The 18,127-nt window shown below is 61.6% G+C and carries 19 protein-coding genes; 8 read left to right on the top strand and 11 right to left on the bottom strand.

Going from position 1 to position 18,127, the window contains the following annotated elements:
* Window positions 1-11 precede the first annotated feature (11 nt).
* Together PG887_RS10110 and PG887_RS10105 are read right to left on the bottom strand one after the other, a co-directional pair.
* Entirely contained in the window at window positions 12-881 is an 870-nt protein-coding gene (locus tag PG887_RS10110; protein WP_010673241.1) for a phosphoribulokinase, read from the bottom strand.
* Between the two features lie 235 nt (window positions 882-1,116).
* Entirely contained in the window at window positions 1,117-1,362 is a 246-nt protein-coding gene (locus PG887_RS10105) for a YheU family protein (RefSeq protein ID WP_010673242.1), read from the bottom strand.
* A gap of 89 nt (window positions 1,363-1,451) precedes the next feature.
* Here PG887_RS10105 and PG887_RS10100 point away from each other — a divergent pair, with 89 nt between their 5' ends.
* On the top strand, window positions 1,452-2,603 hold the full coding sequence (locus PG887_RS10100) for a GGDEF domain-containing protein (RefSeq protein WP_270821601.1): 1,152 nt from the start codon (window positions 1,452-1,454) through the stop codon (window positions 2,601-2,603).
* On the opposite strand, the gene PG887_RS10095 is transcribed toward PG887_RS10100, so the two are convergent.
* The 3 genes from PG887_RS10095 to PG887_RS10085 form a co-directional block, all read right to left on the bottom strand.
* Window positions 2,585-3,568, bottom strand: coding sequence for a hydrolase (locus PG887_RS10095; protein WP_270821600.1), 984 nt, complete (start codon window positions 3,566-3,568; stop codon window positions 2,585-2,587). The genes PG887_RS10100 and PG887_RS10095 overlap by 19 nt on opposite strands.
* A 60-nt stretch (window positions 3,569-3,628) precedes the next feature.
* Window positions 3,629-4,528: a chemotaxis protein gene (locus PG887_RS10090; protein WP_069651814.1), complete on the bottom strand. Its 900-nt coding sequence runs from the start codon at window positions 4,526-4,528 to the stop codon at window positions 3,629-3,631.
* 138 nt (window positions 4,529-4,666) lie between these two features.
* Entirely contained in the window at window positions 4,667-5,353 is a 687-nt protein-coding gene (locus tag PG887_RS10085; RefSeq protein ID WP_270821597.1) for a hypothetical protein, read from the bottom strand.
* A 39-nt stretch (window positions 5,354-5,392) separates the two neighbouring features.
* Here PG887_RS10085 and PG887_RS10080 point away from each other — a divergent pair, with 39 nt between their 5' ends.
* Together PG887_RS10080 and PG887_RS10075 are read left to right on the top strand one after the other, a co-directional pair.
* Window positions 5,393-5,599, top strand: a complete 207-nt coding sequence (locus PG887_RS10080) for a YheV family putative zinc ribbon protein (RefSeq protein WP_010673247.1) — start codon at window positions 5,393-5,395, stop codon at window positions 5,597-5,599.
* Between the two features lie 146 nt (window positions 5,600-5,745).
* Window positions 5,746-6,384 (top strand): FKBP-type peptidyl-prolyl cis-trans isomerase, encoded by a 639-nt coding sequence (locus PG887_RS10075; RefSeq protein ID WP_010673248.1) that lies wholly within the window; start codon window positions 5,746-5,748, stop codon window positions 6,382-6,384.
* A 64-nt stretch (window positions 6,385-6,448) separates the two neighbouring features.
* On the opposite strand, the gene PG887_RS10070 is transcribed toward PG887_RS10075, so the two are convergent.
* Window positions 6,449-6,664 (bottom strand): SlyX family protein, encoded by a 216-nt coding sequence (locus PG887_RS10070; protein ID WP_010673249.1) that lies wholly within the window; start codon window positions 6,662-6,664, stop codon window positions 6,449-6,451.
* A 14-nt stretch (window positions 6,665-6,678) separates the two neighbouring features.
* Window positions 6,679-7,647 carry a WD40 repeat domain-containing protein gene (locus PG887_RS10065; protein ID WP_270821596.1) on the bottom strand — a complete coding sequence of 323 codons (969 nt, stop codon included), beginning with the start codon at window positions 7,645-7,647 and terminating at the stop codon, window positions 6,679-6,681.
* Window positions 7,648-7,766: 119 nt separating this feature from the next.
* Between PG887_RS10065 and fkpA the strand changes: the two genes are divergently transcribed.
* Both fkpA and PG887_RS10055 read left to right on the top strand, forming a co-directional pair.
* The gene (gene fkpA, locus PG887_RS10060; RefSeq protein ID WP_029313875.1) at window positions 7,767-8,576 is read left to right on the top strand and encodes an FKBP-type peptidyl-prolyl cis-trans isomerase; all 810 of its coding nucleotides are present in this window, start codon (window positions 7,767-7,769) and stop codon (window positions 8,574-8,576) included.
* Window positions 8,577-8,724: 148 nt separating this feature from the next.
* Entirely contained in the window at window positions 8,725-10,128 is a 1,404-nt protein-coding gene (locus PG887_RS10055) for a sigma-54-dependent transcriptional regulator (RefSeq protein WP_109111731.1), read from the top strand.
* 69 nt (window positions 10,129-10,197) lie between these two features.
* Here the strand turns inward: PG887_RS10055 and PG887_RS10050 are convergent, their stop codons facing one another.
* The 3 genes from PG887_RS10050 to PG887_RS10040 form a co-directional block, all read right to left on the bottom strand.
* Window positions 10,198-11,064: a tetratricopeptide repeat protein gene (locus PG887_RS10050; RefSeq protein WP_109111701.1), complete on the bottom strand. Its 867-nt coding sequence runs from the start codon at window positions 11,062-11,064 to the stop codon at window positions 10,198-10,200.
* A gap of 97 nt (window positions 11,065-11,161) precedes the next feature.
* A complete protein-coding gene (locus PG887_RS10045; protein WP_010673254.1) occupies window positions 11,162-11,497 on the bottom strand; it encodes a hypothetical protein in 336 nt (111 codons plus the stop codon).
* A 115-nt stretch (window positions 11,498-11,612) separates the two neighbouring features.
* The gene (locus tag PG887_RS10040) at window positions 11,613-11,951 is read right to left on the bottom strand and encodes a DUF2956 domain-containing protein (protein ID WP_010673255.1); all 339 of its coding nucleotides are present in this window, start codon (window positions 11,949-11,951) and stop codon (window positions 11,613-11,615) included.
* Between the two features lie 248 nt (window positions 11,952-12,199).
* Here PG887_RS10040 and ushA point away from each other — a divergent pair, with 248 nt between their 5' ends.
* On the top strand, window positions 12,200-13,903 hold the full coding sequence (ushA, locus tag PG887_RS10035) for a bifunctional UDP-sugar hydrolase/5'-nucleotidase UshA (RefSeq protein WP_270821595.1): 1,704 nt from the start codon (window positions 12,200-12,202) through the stop codon (window positions 13,901-13,903).
* 193 nt (window positions 13,904-14,096) lie between these two features.
* Here ushA and PG887_RS10030 read toward each other — a convergent pair whose 3' ends face one another.
* The gene (locus PG887_RS10030) at window positions 14,097-14,951 is read right to left on the bottom strand and encodes a Tim44 domain-containing protein (RefSeq protein WP_113724977.1); all 855 of its coding nucleotides are present in this window, start codon (window positions 14,949-14,951) and stop codon (window positions 14,097-14,099) included.
* Window positions 14,952-15,372: 421 nt separating this feature from the next.
* Here PG887_RS10030 and dnaB point away from each other — a divergent pair, with 421 nt between their 5' ends.
* Both dnaB and alr read left to right on the top strand, forming a co-directional pair.
* The gene (dnaB, locus tag PG887_RS10025; RefSeq protein WP_039040054.1) at window positions 15,373-16,767 is read left to right on the top strand and encodes a replicative DNA helicase; all 1,395 of its coding nucleotides are present in this window, start codon (window positions 15,373-15,375) and stop codon (window positions 16,765-16,767) included.
* 134 nt (window positions 16,768-16,901) lie between these two features.
* Window positions 16,902-17,975: an alanine racemase gene (alr, locus tag PG887_RS10020; RefSeq protein ID WP_270821593.1), complete on the top strand. Its 1,074-nt coding sequence runs from the start codon at window positions 16,902-16,904 to the stop codon at window positions 17,973-17,975.
* Window positions 17,976-18,127: the final 152 nt, after the last annotated feature.

Below are 18,127 nucleotides of genomic sequence, written 5' to 3'. Positions count from 1 at the left end.
AGCTCCTTGGCTCAGGTGATCTTGCCCGTTTCGATCAGTTGCTGGATCAGGGGGCGCAGGATCAGTTCCATTGCGAAGCCCATCTTGCCACCCGGCACGACGATGGTGTTCATCCTGGACATGAAGGCGCCGTCTATCATCGACAGCAGGTAGGGGAAGTCCACCTGTTTGATGCCCCGAAACCTGATCACCAGCATACTCTCGTCCAGGCTGGGTATCACCTTGGCGCTGAAAGGGTTGGAAGTATCGACGGTCGGCACCCGCTGGAAGTTGATGTGGGTGCGGGAGAACTGCGGCGTGATGAAGTTGATGTAGTCGTCCATGGAACGCACGATGGAGTCGGTCACCGCCTCGCGGGAGTGGCCGCGTTCCGAGGTGTCGCGAATGAGCTTCTGGATCCACTCCAGGTTGACGATGGGCACCACGCCGATGAGAAAGTCCACGTGCCGCGCCACGTTGTGCTCCCCCGTGACCACGCCGCCGTGCAGTCCTTCGTAGAACAGCAGATCCGTCTCGCCGGGCAGATCCTGCCAGGGGGTGAAGGTGCCAGGCATCTGGTTGAAAGGCACTGCCTCGTCGAAGCTGTGCAGATAGCGCCGGTACTGGCCTGTGCCGCTCTGGCCATACTCCTGGAAAAAGGACTCCAGCAGACCGAAATCGTTGGCCTCCGGGCCGAAGTAGCTGATATGCCGCCCCTGCTCCCGGGCCTTGCGGATAGCCACGTCCATCTCGGGCCTGGTGTAGCGGTGAAAACTGTCCCCCTCGACCACGGCCGCCTTGTATCCAAGCTGGTGGAACATGGAGCGAAAGGCGTTGGTGGAGGTGGAAGTACCGGCACCGGACGAACCGGTGACCGCGATGATGGGATGCTTGGCGGACATAGAATTCTCTCTTCCTTGGGAGTTCCGTTATAAGGGGTGGCCCAAAGTGCGGTCAAGTGCGCCGTCATCCTCCCGCTGCCCCCACGTTTCCCGGCAATAGCGGTGAACGAGGGCTGCCCTGTGCTCTGGGTACGTTGGAATAGGTGCTGCTGGGTGGCGAACTGGTCATGCGGCCTGATGATGCGAGCTGGATAGGGGGAGGGCGGGGTGAGCCGCCCGATAAGCCGTGACCGCGTTACGCTTGGGGGAAGTCGTCAGTGGGTGACTTGCTTAAATGAGTCTTTGGGACGACATTGACACTTTCGTGCAGCTCGCTGTAGACAAGCACGGCGCTACCTTGTAGCAATTGTTGCCTGACTGCTTCGACCTTGTCGGTCAGGCTGACATCCTGTTCACCGTATTCGGTGCCTTCTTGCAGCACAAAGTGTTCGAGCAGGTTGGTGAGGGTGTCCGGCTCCAGTTCTTGCCAGGGGATAATCATGATTTCATCTTCACTCAGTGGGTTGCGGATATTGTCGATGTCTGGTCGGCAAGCGCAAGGGATTTGTCTCGTTTTGGACGAGGGGTGCCATGCAATCCATTGACGCACGCCGACCCTCTAGTCAATTCGAACAGCACCTGTTCGATGCCCGCCGCCGCGCCCTGAGCGCCGGTTTGCGCTGGTACTGGGTCATCAATCTCATCGCCCTCGTATTTCTGCTGACCCGCTTCTACATCTATCGGGATGCACACCTGGTACTGGTCGGCAACCTGCCCTGGTCATACAAATGGCAGCTCTTTGCCATGATAGGTGTTGGCCTGCTGCTGCCGCTCGGGTGGGGCTGGCTCTCCCGTCAATCCCATGCCATCTGGCTGGTGTCCCTGTGCGTCTGTGCCCTGGCCTGGGGGCTAGCCTGGGCCATGGTGGGTTACACCATCTCGATCGTCGACTTGAAGGGGGGCTTCAGTTTCATTTTCAACATGGTCAGTCTGTTGCTGCTGACCGGTCTCGTCGCCGCGTATTGCGATGTGCGGCTGTTTTACGCACTGGTGTCGGTCCCCCTGCTGTTCTTGTTGGTGAGAGCCTCCTGGAGTCCTGAGCCCTTTGTTCTGGTCAACACCATAGTGGTCGGGGTCTTGCTAGTGGTGCTGGAGACGGGACGGCGCATGCTCAACGGCTGGTTCGAGCTTGCGGTGTCAAGGGAGCACGACAACCTGATGCTGGCAAACAAGATGAATGCCATGGCCAACCGGGATCCCCTGACCGGCATAGCCAACCGTCGCCACTTCGAGCAGGCGTGCAAGCGTGCCATTGCGCAAGGCACCACCCAGGATGTACCGCTCACCGTGATCCTGCTCGATGTGGATTTCTTCAAGCGCTACAACGATCGCTATGGGCATCAGGCGGGGGATGAGTGCCTGATCCTGGTGGCCGAGTGCCTGGAGGAGAGTGTGCGGGAGCCCGGCGATCTGGTGGCGCGCTACGGGGGAGAGGAGTTCGTGGTGTTGCTGCAGGAGACGACGCTGGCCGGTGGCCAGGAGGTGGCGGAGCGCATTCGCGCCACTCTGGCGGCCAGGGCTCTGCCCCATGAGGATTCCGACGTAGCCCCCCACCTCACCCTGAGCCAGGGGATAGCCCAGTGGCGAGCCGGGGAGAGCCTCGTCATGCTGCTCGAGCGGGTCGATGGCGCCCTCTATCAGGCCAAGGAAGAGGGGCGCAACGGTTACCGGTTCGCGCCCTGAGTCTGTTGCCGCAACCACTGGCTGATGCGCTCATCCAGCCAGAAACGGGGGCGCCAGGGAGAGCCGTGCAGGAAGCCCACGTGGCCGCCCTGGCGGCTCAGCTCGTAGCGCACCAGAGGGGAGAGCTGCTCCGCCGCCGGAATGACGGCATCGGTCATGAAGGGATCGTCGGCGGCGTGAATGACGAGGGTCGGGATGGGAATGCGGGCCAGCAGGCTCAGGCCGGAGCAGGTCTGGTAGTAGTGATCGGCGCTTTCGAAACCATGGAGCGGTGCCGTCACCAGCTCGTCGAACTCCCTCAGTGTGGCGATGCGGGTGATCTGGGTCGGCTGCCAGCGCGCCCGTGCCGCGCTCTGGCGCCGGATCTTGCTTTGCAGGTTGGTTCGCATGGTCCGCAGCAGGTAGTTCTGATAGACCCGTGAGAAGCCCTGATTGACCCGATCGGCACAGCTTGCCAGTTGCAGCGGGGCCGACACTACCACCGCCGCCTTCAATGGTGCCGGGCAGGCCCGCGCCAGCAGATTGACCAGCATGTTGCCCCCCAGGGAATAGCCGATGGCGACCAGGGGGCGGCCAGGAAAACGCCGCTCCAGCTCGGCAATCACCGTCTGGGCGTCCTCGATGGCGCCTGAGTGATAGGCCTGCAGCAGCCGATTCGGCTCGCCACTGCACCCCCGAAAGTGCATCAGCACCGCCTCGTTCCCTTGCCGCTGCAGGTGGGCAAAGAGCCCCTTGGCATAGTGGGAGTGAATGCTCCCCTCCAGTCCGTGGAACACCACCACCAGGGGTTGTTCATCCTGGCCAGGTTCGCCGCTCCAGGCCAGATCAACGAAATCGCCGTCCGGAAGTTCGAAGCGCTCCTGGATGAAGCGGGCAGGCGAGCGGCGCAGCCACTTGGGCAAAATGGTTTGCAGATGGGGGTTGCGGGTCCACCAGGGGGCGTGAAAGTGGCTTTCTGTCAACATGCAACGACTCGGAAGAGCAGGGAGGAAAAGGGGGCGGCGAGCCCTTGGCTCGCCGCGACATCAGGCCATCAGACGATCGTGGTGCTCGGCGCCGCGCAGCATGGCCTGGATCAGTTCGTTGGCTTCAAACTTGGTGAGCGCCTCGTGGGCACCGACCTGATGGGCCCGCTCCACGCTGATCTCGCTGGAGAGGGAGGTGTGCAGGATGATGTAGGCTCCCGCCAGCTTGGCATCGCTCTGCACCTCGAAGGCCAGCTCGTAACCATCCAGCCCCGGCATCTCGATATCGCTCACCAGGATGTCGATCCGCGTGCCCTGGGAGACCCGGGTCTGCATCAGGGTGAGGGCGTCGCGTCCGTTGGTGCAGACCTCGTAGGGGATGTTGATGTAATCGAGCGCCGCCATGAGCTGGCGACGGGCGACAGAGGAGTCGTCCACCAGCAGGATCCGCATCGGCTTGAGCCGCTCGCGCTGCACATCGGTCAGCACGGGGTAGAGATGGCTGGGATCGTCCGGATAGACCCGCGACAGGATGAGCTCCACATCCAGCAACTGGATCAACTGATCTCCCACCCGGGTCACGCCGGTGACGAAGACGTTCTGTCCCAAGGAGGGAGGGGGCGGCTCGATGTCACGCCAGTTGCACTCGGTGATCTTGTCGATGCCCCGCACCAGAAAGCCCACCAGGGTGCGGCGGCAATCGGTGATGATGATGAAGCAGTGGGGCATCTCCTCCCGGGTGATGGGGCGGTAGCCCACGGCCATTGCCATGTCGATCACCGGGATGGTGGTGCCGCGCATGCTGGCGGCACCGAGCACGGTGGGATGGGATTGTGGTAGAGCGGTGAGCTGGGTGTAGGGCACGATCTCCTTCACCTTGAGGGTACCGATGGCGAAGGATTGTCTGGCAGAGAGGTGGAACAGCAACATGCCCTGGGATTGGTTGGCCTTGCTCGTCATGGCGGATGTCCTGTTGATCTAGTCGGTGACGGTCAATCGGGTGTTCAGCATAAAGGATGGTGACATGAATGACTCCTTTGTTGTTAGCGGCGGTGAGCCGCAAAACTGGATTTCTTTTGCCATCCTTTTATGCCTCTCTTATCGGGTCGCGGACGGCTGAGGGGAGAGGGGCGCCCCGAGCCATTGCAGATGAGCCTCGGCCAGCGCGCTTTCATCCCGATAACCCAGCCTGCTCACCACCTGTGACGGCGTGCTGCCGCTTCGCAGCAGGCGAATCCCCTGCAACAGTTGCCACTGATCCTTCAGTGCCCGGGCGTCCGGGCCCTCGAGACCGCGAGTGCCCAGCAGGGTCTGCCAGGCAGCCACGCTATCCGGCTGCGCTCTGGCCAGGGCTTGCCAGGCATCTTGTAGTGCCTGATCCCCCAGGGACGAGGTGGTGCAGCCGTGCAACTCATCCCCTATCACTTGCAGCCGCTGCCCATAGGGGCCTTGCCAGTCGCGGGGGCGTGACCAGGCCGCCAGGCTGTCCAGCAGTGCGTCCATCAACGGGCTTGCCTGCAACCAGCCAGCCTGGGCGGGCTGGGGCACCCGTACGGAGCAGGCCAGCAGATCATGCTGGCAGTCAGCCAGAGGGGTGAAGGCGGCGAGAGCATCGGCACAGAGCCAGAAGTGGCTGCCAGGTGTCAGCAACAGCTCATGGGCACCCAATTTCAGCAGCGCCGCCCCCTGGGTGACTCGCAGCAATTGGCCCATGGGGGAGCGCTTGCGGGGGCCGACCTGAAGGGTGGAAGTGGAAAAATGCTGATATTCGATGGCGTGATGCATGTAAAAACCCTGATATGATGCTGCCTGGAGGTAACAAAAATGGAAACCAGACGTAAAAAGCGCTTCATTGCCGGGGCGGTTTGCCCGGCGTGCGGCAAGATGGACACCATGATGCTGTATATGGAGCATGGAGTCGAGAAGGTGACCTGTGTCGAGTGCGGGGATACCCAGGTGCAGACCCAGGAGCAGGTGGACAAGGCGACGCGCGAGGCGGAGCAGGTGATAGGGGTGTTTCGTCCCGAGTGAGGGCCATGCCTCAAGGTGATGGTACGCCGGTCAAGCTGGTCGCTGTTGATGACTTTTTCATCACACTGAAGCCGGGCCGACCATATGCTTGTCTGCCTTTTTGAGGTATTCTGAGCCCGTTTTTTTCTATCCGCAGGATCCCTGACATGAAAGTAGCTCCCCTGAGCGTGGTTACGCTGGAATACACGGTCACCGACGAACACGGTGAAGTCATCGACACCACTGTCGGTAAAGAGCCGCTGGTGTATCTGCACGGTACCCGTTACCTGGTCTCCGGCCTCGAAGCCGAGCTGGAAGGCCGCAGCGTGGGTGAGGCGTTCGACGTCACCCTGACGCCGAACCAGGCCTATGGCGAGTACGACGAGAATCTGGTGCAGGAAGTGCCCGGCGAGCTGTTCGACGGCATGGAAGTGTCTGAAGGGGATACTTTTGTGGCCGAGACCGACGATGGTCACCGCCCGGTGACCGTCATCGAGGTGTCCGAGGAGTTCATCAAGGTGGACGGCAACCATCCCCTGGCTGGCGTGACCCTGGGCTTCAAGGTCGAGATCAAGGACGTGCGTGCCGCGACCGCCGAAGAGCTGGCCCACGGCCATGTGCACGGCGCCGGTGGCTGCGGTCACGATCATGGTCATGACCATGATCACGGCCATGATCACGATCATGACCACGGTGGCTGCTGTGGTGGCCACGGTCACAACCATGCACACGATCACGGCGACGATCACGGTCACGGTGGTTGCTGCGGTGGTGGTGGTTGTGGTGGCAAGGGCCATCAGCACTGATCACGGCCTGGCCGATGATAAAAGAACCCGCGCATGGCGCGGGTTTTTTTATGGCGGGCACTCATCAGTAGTGCGGTGGCGGCGTCTCTTCGGCCATGCTGGCGATCTGGCTCGGCTGTACGCTCTGCAATTTATCTACCAGTAGATGGATCTGGTGTTTGAGCCGGTCCAGCTCGCGACCCTGGGTGGTGACCTCGTCGTTGAGCTGCTCCACCGTGTATTCGGCAAAGGCGAGGCGGCTTTCCAGGGTTTCGAGGCGTTCGTTTAGTTGCTGACTCATGGGCCTTTTGGTCCTTACTTGATAGTCCAGATTTCAGCCAGGCCACTGGAGCTGGCACTGACGAGGTGATTATTGTCGCGCAAAGCCACGCCATAGACCACAGCGCTCGGTGGTTTCACTTTGGGATGGGGCGAGACGCGCCAGCTCTGCAACGGCTGGCCGTCACTCACCTGCCACAGAGTGAGCTGGCGGGAGGGGGCGCCGGTGATGAGCCAGTTGCCGCCGTTGGCGAAGCGGGCGCTGGTGTAGACCTCGAAGCGGTGATCATATTGCAACCTGCTGTGCTCCTTGCCGGTTTTGAGATCCCAGATGCTGGCCTGGCGACTGTCTGCGGTGAAGGCGAAGCGTCCGGACGGATCCAGTCTCGCCATCACGACTCGCCCGGCGTGGTTGAAGCGCCACACCACCTGGCCCGTGCGGGTATCCCACAGATAGGCGCTGTAATCGTTGCCGCCGGTGAGGGCATAGCGACCGTTGGGGGAGAGATCCACCGTGTTGACCTGTTCGGTGTGGCCGAGGAATTGCAGCCGGCGTCCGGTCTGGGTGTCGACCACTTCCGCCTTGTCATCTTCACGGCCGATGAGCACCTGGCGGCCATCCGCCGAGATCGCCGCATCGCGCAGGGGGGATTCTGGCAGGGAGTAGTAGCCCTGGGAGCGGCCATCCTGCAAGCGCCAGATGGCGAAGGTGTGCTGGGTGGCGGTGATGGCATGGCTGTCATCGGGGGAGAAGCGGGTCAGGGTGACGAACTCCTCCTGGTCGTCGCTCTGGCGCCAGCGCCAGCGCTCCTTGCCCTGTTCCAGATCCCACACCACAGTGCCCTGACCCAGGCTGGAGACGAGCGCGAGCTTGCCGGAACTGGCGAGATCCGCACTCAGCAGACCCTGATTGGCGAGGTGGATCTGCTGGCTGGGAAGTGAGCGTTGTTCGCACCCCGTCAGCATCAGGCAAATACCGATGAGATAAATGGCACTTTTGATCATTTTTCCTGTCTCATGCTTTCGTTACCTGCGATCACGGCGTTAGTATAAGGCGCTTATCACGATAATCCTCTCATTTCACGAAGGAACCGAGAGCGGTATTTAGAGTTTTGGAGAAACTGATGAACAATTTTCTGAAGGTGTCCCTGTTGGCTGCGGCGGTTGCCGTCGGTCTGACTGCTTGCCAAAAAGATGAGAAACCTGCTGCGACCAACACCGCAGAGGTCAAGGCAGAAGCCAGCAAGCCGGCAGAGGCCCCCAAGGCTGAGGCCAAGAGCTTTGAAGAGCAATCCGGCTATGCGATCGGCCTCTCCATGGGTCGTTATATCGCCAATACCCTGGAGCGCCAGCAGGAGCTCGGCATCAAGCTGGACAACACCGTGATCCTGAAGGGTGTCACCGACGGTCTGGGCAAAGAAGCCAAGATGACCGACGAGGAGATCCAGAAGGTTCTGCAGGAATACGACGCCAAGATCAACGAGCTGACCAAGGCGAAGGCCGACAAGGATGCCGTGGAAAACCTGAAGAAGGGTGAAGAGTTCCTGGCTGCCAACGCCAAGAAAGAGGGCGTGAAGAGCACTGAGTCCGGCCTGCAATATCAGGTCGAGAAGATGGGTGACGGCGCCAAGCCGAAGGCCACCGACATCGTCAAGGTACACTACACCGGTACCCTGACTGATGGCACCAAGTTTGACAGCTCCGTCGATCGCGGCGAGCCGGCTACCTTCCCGCTCAACCAGGTGATCCCGGGCTGGACCGAAGGGGTGCAACTGATGCCGGTCGGCTCCAAGTTCAAGTTCTTCCTGCCGTCCAAGCTGGCCTATGGCGAGCACGGTGCAGGTTCCATCCCGGCCAACGCCGTGCTGGTATTTGACGTAGAGCTGCTGGCCATCGAAAAACCGGCTGCCGATGGCGACAACGCCAAGAAATAAGCTCAAAGCACCATAAAAACGGCTCCCCAGGGAGCCGTTTTTGCTTGTGTATTGTCGCAATCCCCCGGATAAAGCGATGAGGCCGTCTTGAGTGTGTGGCGGCTAGCCCCCAGAATAGACAACAAAATCAAGCGCAAGGATGGATCTCGTGGCTGAAAGCAAACCCCGTGTCCTGTTGGTGGAAGATACCCGCAGTCTGGCGGTCGTCTATGAGCAGTATCTGGCCCAGGATGGCTACGAGGTGCAGCTGGCAGATTGTGGCCAGCAGGCTTTGGCACAATTGCTGGCAAGCCCGCCCCCCGTGGTGCTGCTCGACCTGGAGTTGCCCGACATGTCCGGCATGGACATCTTGCAGCAGATCACGGAGCGGCAACTGCCCTGCTCCGTGGTGGTGATCACCGCTCACGGCTCGGTGGATGTGGCGGTGGAGGCGATGCGGTTCGGGGCCTTCGATTTTCTCACCAAGCCGTTCGATGGCAAGCGCCTGTGCGCCACGGCGCGCAATGCCCTGAAGCACCAGCAGCTCAGCTCGCTGGTGGCCCAGTATCGGGAAAACTTCGAGCGCAGCTCCTTTGCCGGTTTCATCGGCGCCTCCATGGCGATGCAGGCGGTCTATCGCATCATCGAGAGCGCGGCGCCGAGCAAGGCCACCGTCTTCATCACTGGCGAGAGCGGCACCGGCAAGGAGGTGTGCGCCGAGGCCATTCACCAGTGCAGCCCGCGTCGGGATCAGCCCTTCATCGCCCTCAACTGCGCCGCCATTCCCCATGACCTGATGGAGAGCGAGATCTTCGGCCACGTGAAGGGGTCGTTTACCGGTGCCCAGGGGGATCGCAAGGGGGCGGCCAGTCTGGCGGACGGCGGTACCCTCTTCCTCGACGAGATCTGCGAGATGGATCTCGACCTGCAGAGCAAGCTGCTGCGTTTCATCCAGACCGGCACCCTGCAGCGGGTCGGCAGCGGCAAGCTGGAGACGGTGGATGTGCGCTTTGTCTGCGCCACCAACCGGGATCCCCTGGTGGAGGTCAAGGCCGGACGGTTTCGTGAAGACCTTTACTACCGCCTGCACGTGATCCCGCTGGCGCTGCCCCCCCTGAGGGAGCGGGGAGAGGACATCCTGCTGCTGGCCCGGGAGTTGCTATTGCGTTATGCCGGTGAGGAGAACAAGCGGTTCAGGGACTTTGATGCGGACGCAGTGCAGGTGCTGCTCGACTACCCCTGGCCCGGCAACGTGCGCGAGCTGCAAAACGTGGTGCGCAACATAGTGGTGCTCAACGATGGCGAGCTGGTGAGCCCGGATATCCTGCCACCTCCCCTCAACGGGGGGCGAACCCTGGCCCCGGAGCCTGTGGTCGGGATCGCGGATCCCCAGTCAGAATCCGTCGTCGTTCGCAGGCAGGTCCGTCCGCTCTGGCAGGTGGAAAAGGAGGCCATCGAGCAGGCCATCGCCAGTTGTGACGGCAACATCCCCAAGGCGGCGGCCCTGCTGGAAATAAGCCCTTCCACGATTTATCGCAAGAAGCAGAGCTGGGAAGAGGCGAGTCCGGCCTGAGCCGTCACCTCTACTCCCGGGCAGACATGCTGATGTGCGGGGCGGCCAATTGGTCGCCCCGCACGCTTATCAGAGTTTGGCGAGCAGCTTGAGCCTGGCCAGTCGTTCTGCCTCGTTAGCGGTGAACCAGCCATCCTGTGACAGCAGAAACCAGGCACGGGCAAAGTACTCGGTCGCCGCGGGATCATTGAGCAAGAGCGCATTCTCCCCCAGCTCCTCGAACACATAGCCATCCTCGGGGGCGCCTGCGGCAGTCATGTCGTCGCGCAACTGCGCCAGTTCGGCCATGGCCTGTTCATGGCGATCCTGGGCCCGGCTCAGGCGCGCCAGACTCCAGCGGGCGATAAAGGCTTTGCCCTGGTTGTTGTGCTGCTCGTGCCAGGCCAGGCACTTTTGCTGACAGGCGATGGCCTCGTCGAGGCGACCCAGCTCGAACAGGGTCCAGCCCTGATTGTTATAGAGGGTGGCGAGCCAGCCTCGCGCCCGCTTGTCGTGACTGCGCTCGGCCAGGGTCATCGCCAGCTGGTGCCAGTGGCTCTGCTCCTCCAGGGGGGCGGCGATGGCCACCATGTGGGCCGCATCGATGGCCAGATAGTGCTCTTCGTACTGCTCTCCCAGTTGCCAGGCCTGTTCAAACAGGGCTCTGGCGCTGGCCTTGTCACCGGCGGAGTTGAAGGTGCGGCCACGCTCCAGCAAGGCGCGCAGGCGGGCCCGTGGAGTCGCCTCGGTGAGGCGGGGTTCTATCTCGTCGAGCAGCTGGTGCGCCTGTGCAAACTGGCGTTGCAGCGAATGGGTGCGGGCTATCTGGGTGAGGAGCTCCAGCTCCCATTGCAGGTTGGCGGCACGCGCCTCGGGCAGCAGTGCTTGAAAACGCTGGGCGCTGGCAACGGGATCCTGATAATCCCACAGTGCCATGAAATCGGGCGGATTGTTCATCTGGCCTCCATGCCGGTTATCCGCCCACCAAGATGCCTGAAGGCCATTCTTTGTACAAGAAGGGGGCTGGCGCCATCGTGACGCCAGCGCTTGCCGATCAGTAGACCATGGCAAGGCTCATCAGCATCAGACCCAGGGCAGCAAAGGCTCCCTCCTTGATAGCCAGGCGCGGTACCAGTGCCTTGGGCAGGGCAGGGAACAGGCTCAGGGCAAAGCCGAACCCCGGCATCAGCCAGTGGAAAGCAGGGCTTCTCAGGGCGGGATCCGCAGCGCCATTGATGACGATGAGCAGGATAAAGAGGGTGAAGGCGGGCAGGATAAACCAGCGGGCATGGCCGGCGGCAACCGCCCGCAGTGGCGAGATGCGATAGAGCACCAGGGTCACGAGGAAGAGGGCGAGGGGAGCCAGCAGATAGAGCGGGGCCGGGTTCATGATGAGTGTCTCCTGACAAGGGGGGCAGAGTGTAGGCAGTCCGGGTGGGGAATGACCAGTCCCCCGCGCCCGGGCTGTGAAGCGGATCGCAGGGCAAAGGTTTGCCTGGGCAGGATCAGCGGAACCAGAACCAGAGCACGGCAAATACCAGCCAGCTCAGCACCAGCAGGATCCAGGGCAGCGGGTGCTGGCGGGTGAGCTCGATGACCTCGGCTTCGCTCTCCTCTTCCGGTGTCTCTTGGGAAGAGTGCCTGGCTTTGGCTTGCAGTTTCTTCTGGCGGCTGGCCTCGCGGGCCTTCGCCTTCATCTGTTTCTTGTATTCGTCTATGCCCTTCTGGATCCCCTGGGCGATGAGCTGGGTTTGCTCCTTGGTCTGCCCCGGCTTCTGGTTGGCACGGGCGATCTTCATCGCCTCCTGCTGGGTTTCGGGGGAAATTTTGTCGTACTTGGCCATTCCAGGCACTCCTTGGCATTGATTGGCGGGCAGTATGCCATAACCGTTACCGGCGGGCTGCCATCATGGGGGAAATTGCTCTGCGAGTGGGGTGCCTCTGTTCCAAATAGGGGAAACAGGTTGCGTGGATGATCACATTTGGCGGAATTTGTGAGTCGCCGATGAAAAACCGTCACATGTTGTTTGTTATATTACCGCCCGATCCTGGATAGGGTCGTCCAATAACAAAATAACAAGGTGATATGGAAATGAATTATAAATTTGTCAAAGGAAGTATCGCACTGGCAGTGTTTGCCGCATTGAGCGGCTGCAATACCTCAAGCAACGACAGCGTCGCCCCCTGCACCGAAAATGTCTGCAAGCTGACCATTTTGCATACCAATGATACCCACGGTCGTTTCTGGCACAACGACAAGGGCGAATATGGCATGGCGGCCCAGAAGACCCTGGTCGAGCGGCTGCGTGCCGAGGCGAAAGCGGCGGGCAGCGAAGTGCTGGTGCTCTCCGGCGGTGACGTCAACACCGGGGTGCCAGAGTCGGATCTGCAGGATGCAGAGCCGGACTTCATGGCCATGAACAGCATCCGTTACGATGCCATGGCGGTGGGCAACCACGAGTTCGACAACCCCCTGACCATCCTCGAGAAACAGCGTCAGTGGGCCCAGTTCCCGATGATCTCCGCCAACATCTATGACAAGACGAGCGGCAAGCGCTACTTCGATCCCTACAAGGTGTTCAAGCTGGAGAGCGGCCTCAAGGTCGCCGTGCTGGGTCTGACCACAGAGGACACCGCCCAGCTGGTGGATCCCAACAACGTCCAGACCCTCGAGTTCCGCGATCCGACCACGGAAGCCGCCAATCTCGGCAAGCAGATCCGCGACAACAAAGAGGCGAACCTGGTTCTTGCCATCACCCACATGGGCCATTACGAGAATGGTCAGCACGGCAGCAACGCACCGGGTGACGTGGAGATGGCCCGTGCGCTGCCGGCAGGCACCCTGGACGCCATCATCGGTGGTCACTCCCAGAACCCGGTCTGCATGGAGCCGGGCACCCCGGACAAGTACGCCGACTTCAAGCCGGGCACCCCGGACAAGTACGCCGACTTCAAGCCGGGCGACGACTGCCAGCCGGATCAGCAGAACGGCACCTGGATCATGCAGGCTCACGAGTGGGGCAAGTATGTGGGTCGTGCCCAGTTTGACTATCAGAATGGCAAGCTGACCCTGACCCAGTACGATCTGATCCCGGTCAACCTGAAGAATGCGGACGGTGATTTCATCCAAGAAGAGATCGTCAAGGATCCCGAGCTCTACAACACCCTGCTCACCTATCAGGAGAAGGGACAGCAGGAGCTGGGTGTGGTCATCGGTGCCACCGATGGCGTACTGGACGGTGAGCGCGCCAACGTGCGCAACAAGCAGACCAACCTGGGTCGTCTCATCACCACCGCGACTGCCGAGAAGCTGAGCACCGACTTTGGCATCGTCAACTCCGGCGGGGTGCGTGCCTCCATCGCGGCAGGGGACATCAGCTACCGTGACGTGCTGACCGTGCATCCGTTCGGCAACACCGTCAACAAGGCGACCATGAGCGGCAACGAGCTGCTGACCTACCTGGGTCAGGTTGCGACCAAGACCGCCAATACCGGTGGCTATGCCCAGTTCGGCGGCATCAAGATGACGGTGGATTGCCAGGCCAAGAGCGTGGACATCGCCACCATCGGCGGGAAGGCCTTCGATCCGGCGGCAACCTACAGCTTCTCCATCCCGAGCTTCAGCGCGGCCGGTGGTGACGGTTATCCGAAGATCGACACCATCAATGCCGGTCTGGTGGATGCCGGTGTGCTGAAGGATTATATCGCAGCGAAGAAGACCATTCAGGTCGCCGATTATCAGCCGGCCGGCGAGGTCAGCTATATCAACTCCACCTCGGTAGAGGGTTGCAAATAATCCCTGCACCCCGAGCCAATAAAAAAGAGAGGCAGCCATGGCTGCCTCTCTTTTTATTTTCAATGTCATCAGCAGTGTCTCTCGGGAAATATATCCGGCCACGGGAAGCTGCCCCGAAATAGGGCATGACATGATCTGATGGCAATAAAAAGGCGACCCTGAGGTCGCCTTGATGAAATGGGTCGGTTGAGCCTTAGAGCTGCTCGATGCCGACGATATGCCAGGGGGCATTGTCCTTGGCGAGATCACGCTCGAGGTGCCACACCTCCTTGATATCCTCCTCGACCTGCTCCTGACGGTCCATGTAGCGGCCGCTGAAGCGTACGCTCACCTGGGCCCAGTCGCTGCCGTAGTCGGCACGGACCAGCTGGGTGTCCACGTACATCACCTCGGTGTGCTGCTCACCGGAGAGCTCGGCGCGTTCGGCCTTGAGGTGCTCGAACAGCTCGGGGCTCACGTACTCGCGGATCTTCTCCAGGTCGTTCTTGTTCCAGGCCTCTTGCAGGGTGCGGTAGTGATCGCGGGCGCCGGCCAGGAAGCCGTTCATGTCAAAGCCCGGGGGCAGACGGAAGGGCACGTCGCTGTCGGCAAAACCGGTGGCCTGCGGGGCGTTGTGGCTTTGCTCGAACTGCTGGGGGGCCGCGCTCTGGGGCGGTTGATAACCCGCATAGGCCGTCTGTGGCTGGGCCGCTGCCGCCTTGTTCCTGCGCAGGGCTCGGAACAGGAAGACACCGCCCAGTGCCAGCAGGGCGATCAGCAGGAAGTCCATCCCTTGCAGACCTTCGAAGGCGCCGCTGCCCAGCAGATAGGCGAACAGGCCGCCGGCCAGCAGACCACCCAGCAGGCCGCCCATCATGCCGCCTTTCTTGGGTGCCTGGGCGCCGACGGTCGGGTTCTTGGTGTCGACCGGCTTGGCCGCAGGCTGGGCCGGAGCCGTCTTGTAGCTCTTGCCAAAGGATTTGCCGCCACCAAGTTTCTTGGCCTCGGCGATGGGTGCCCCAAGGCCAATGGCCAGGATCAGGGCAAACAGGGTCAGCATCTTTTTCATTTTGACTCTTTCACTCTCATGTAGGTGGGGGCATGCTCTGCTTGTGCAAGCTCAGCGAGGCGCATGGCAGGCTGCCAGTCCCTTTTTGTGTTGCAGCTTGCGGGTATGATTATCACGGATGGCATGAATTATTCATGAACAGATTGAGTCGTCCGACAGGGGAGGCGCCCATGAAACACAGACGGCCGAGTCGCTCGGTGCGCAGGCTGCGCAACAAACAAAGAGCAAGAACGAAGGATCAGACCCTGGTCTGGCCCTTTCTCGTACTGTGAGGCAGGTCTGCGGCGCAGAAGTGGATGATGCTGACGAGGCCTGGGTCCCGTCTTGTCGCCGGATGCGATGACGGGACGTATTAGCACTCGCGATGGCGGGGTTTCTTTTGTAAAATTCCCGTCCCCTTCCCGCTGCGGTTTTTATGTGTATGGCAGAGCAAGTGACGGCGAAAAAAGACGCCAAGACACAACAGCTGAAAGTACCTCCCCACTCTTTTGAGGCCGAACAGTCCGTACTGGGCGGCCTGATGCTGGACAACGAGGCCTGGGATCGGGTCGCCGAACGGGTGATCGACAAGGATTTCTACAGCCGTCCGCACCGCCTGATCTTCCAGGCCATGACCCGCCTCTCCAACGCGGGCAACCCCATCGACCTTATCACTCTGCAGGAGGAGCTCGAGCGCTCCGAGCAACTGGAAGAGGCCGGTGGCTTCGCCTATCTGGTGGAGATCGCCAAGAACACCCCGAGTGCCGCCAACATCAGCGCCTACGCCGAAATCGTGCGCGAGCGTGCCGTGGTACGGGAGATGATCTCGGTCGCCAACGAGATAGTCGAAGCGGGCTACGAGCCCCAGGGGCGTACCTCCAACGATCTGCTGGACCTGGCCGAGAGCAAGGTATTCCAGATCGCCGAGCAGCGCACCAGCGCCAACGAGGGCCCCCAGCCCCTGAAGCTCATCCTCGAGCAGACCGTCGACAAGATTGAAGAGCTGTTCAAGACCCCCCACAACGGGGTGACCGGCGTGTCGTCCGGCTACAACGATCTGGACAAGATGACCGCCGGCCTGCAGCGTTCGGATCTGGTCATCGTCGCCGCCCGTCCCTCCATGGGCAAGACCACCTTTGCCATGAACCTGTGCGAGCACGCGGCCCTCACCGCCGACAAGCCGGTGCTGATCTTCTCCCTCGAGATGCCCTCCGAGCAGATCATCATGCGTATGCTCGCCTCCGTGGGGCGCATCGACCAGACCAAGGTGCGGACCGGCCAGCTCGACGACGAGGATTGGGCGCGGCTCTCCTCCACCATGGGGCTGCTGCTGGAGAAGGGGAAGATGTACATCGACGACTCCTCCGGCCTCACCCCGACCGAAGTGCGCTCCCGTGCCCGCCGGGTGGCGCGGGACAACGGCGGCATCAGCATGATCATGGTGGACTACCTGCAACTGATGCGGGTGCCGGCGCTGTCTGACAACCGAACTCTGGAAATCGGTGAAATCTCCCGCTCCCTCAAGGCGCTGGCGAAAGAGTTGCAGTGCCCCGTGGTGGCGCTCTCCCAGCTGAACCGAAGCCTGGAACAGCGTGCCGACAAGCGCCCGGTCAACTCGGATCTGCGGGAATCCGGCTCCATCGAGCAGGATGCGGACTTGATCATGTTCATCTACCGCGACGAGGTCTATCACGACGACAGCCCCGACAAGGGGATCGCCGAGATCATCATCGGTAAGCAGCGTAACGGCCCCATAGGACGAGTGCGGCTCACCTTCCAGGGTCAGTTCTCGCGCTTTGACAACTACGCGGGCCCGGCGTTTGATGATGACTACTAAGTCGGGAGCCTGCTCCCGGTATCCAGACACAGTTTTCCCGGTTCGACAATTCTGCCGGTCCGGCCTTAGACGATGAGATTTGAGGGCTGACACCACCCGGTGCCTGATTATCATGCCCTCGTAAGGGAAAACAGATGAAAGCGGCTATCGCCCAGATCAATACAGCGGCCCTGCGCCACAACCTCGCTGTGGTGAAACGCCACGCCCCCCAATGCAAGATCATTGCCGTGGTCAAGGCCAATGCCTACGGCCATGGGCTGCTGCCGGTTGCCCGCACCCTGGTGGATGCGGACGCCTACGCGGTGGCCCGCATCGAAGAGGCGCTGATGCTGCGCTCCTGCGCCGTGGTCAAGCCCATCGTGCTGCTGGAGGGCTTCTTCAGCGCCGCCGACCTGCCGGTGCTGGCGGCCAACAACCTGCAGACCGCGGTGCACACCTGGGAGCAGCTCGAAGCGTTGGAGCAGGCGGAGCTGCCTGCCCCCGTGGTGGCCTGGCTCAAGCTCGACACCGGCATGCACCGCCTCGGGGTACGGGCCGAGGAGATGCCCGCCTTTATCGAGCGCCTCGCCAAGTGCAAGAACGTGGTGCAGCCGTTCAACGTCATGACCCACTTCAGCCGCTCCGATGAGCTGGAGCAACCCACCACCCGCGAGCAGATCGACCTGTTCAGCCAGCTGACTGCGCCGCTCAAGGGCGAGCGCGCCATGGCCAACTCGGCAGGCATCCTGGCGTGGCCGGATTCCCACTGCGACTGGGTGCGCCCCGGCGTTATCCTCTATGGCGTCTCGCCGTTCCCCAATACGGTGGCGGCGGATTACGACCTCAAGCCGGTGATGACCCTCAAGACCCAGCTCATCGCGGTGCGCGATCACAAGGCGGGCGAGCCGGTAGGCTATGGCGCCAACTGGGTGTCGGATCGCGATACCCGGCTCGGGGTGATTGCCATCGGCTATGGCGACGGTTATCCGCGCATGGCCCCCAACGGCACGCCAGTGCTGGTCAATGGCCGCATCGTGCCCCTGGTGGGTCGCGTCTCCATGGACATGACCACGGTGGATCTCGGTCCCGGCGCCACCGACAAGGCCGGTGACGAGGCGGTGCTCTGGGGGGAAGGGCTGCCGGTGGAGCGGGTGGCCGACCAGATCGGCACCATTCCCTATGAGCTCATCACCAAGCTCACCTCCCGCGTCTTTATGGAGTACGTGTAGGCGAGTCGCCCCTCATCCCCAACCCTTCTCCCGCGAGGGGATAGGGGAGAACAAAAAGGCCGCCCCGACAAGGGCGCAATGCTGATCAGTTAAGGATCCATTGACCGATCCTTCTGCTGTAGGACAATCCGGAACCAATCACTGGTTCCGGA

It is taken from the genome of Aeromonas sp. QDB14, assembly GCF_027707845.1.
GTDB classification, from domain to species: domain Bacteria; phylum Pseudomonadota; class Gammaproteobacteria; order Enterobacterales; family Aeromonadaceae; genus Aeromonas; species Aeromonas caviae.
Note: the sequence above shows the minus strand (reverse complement) of the source record. Positions and strands in the feature narration are given on the sequence as shown.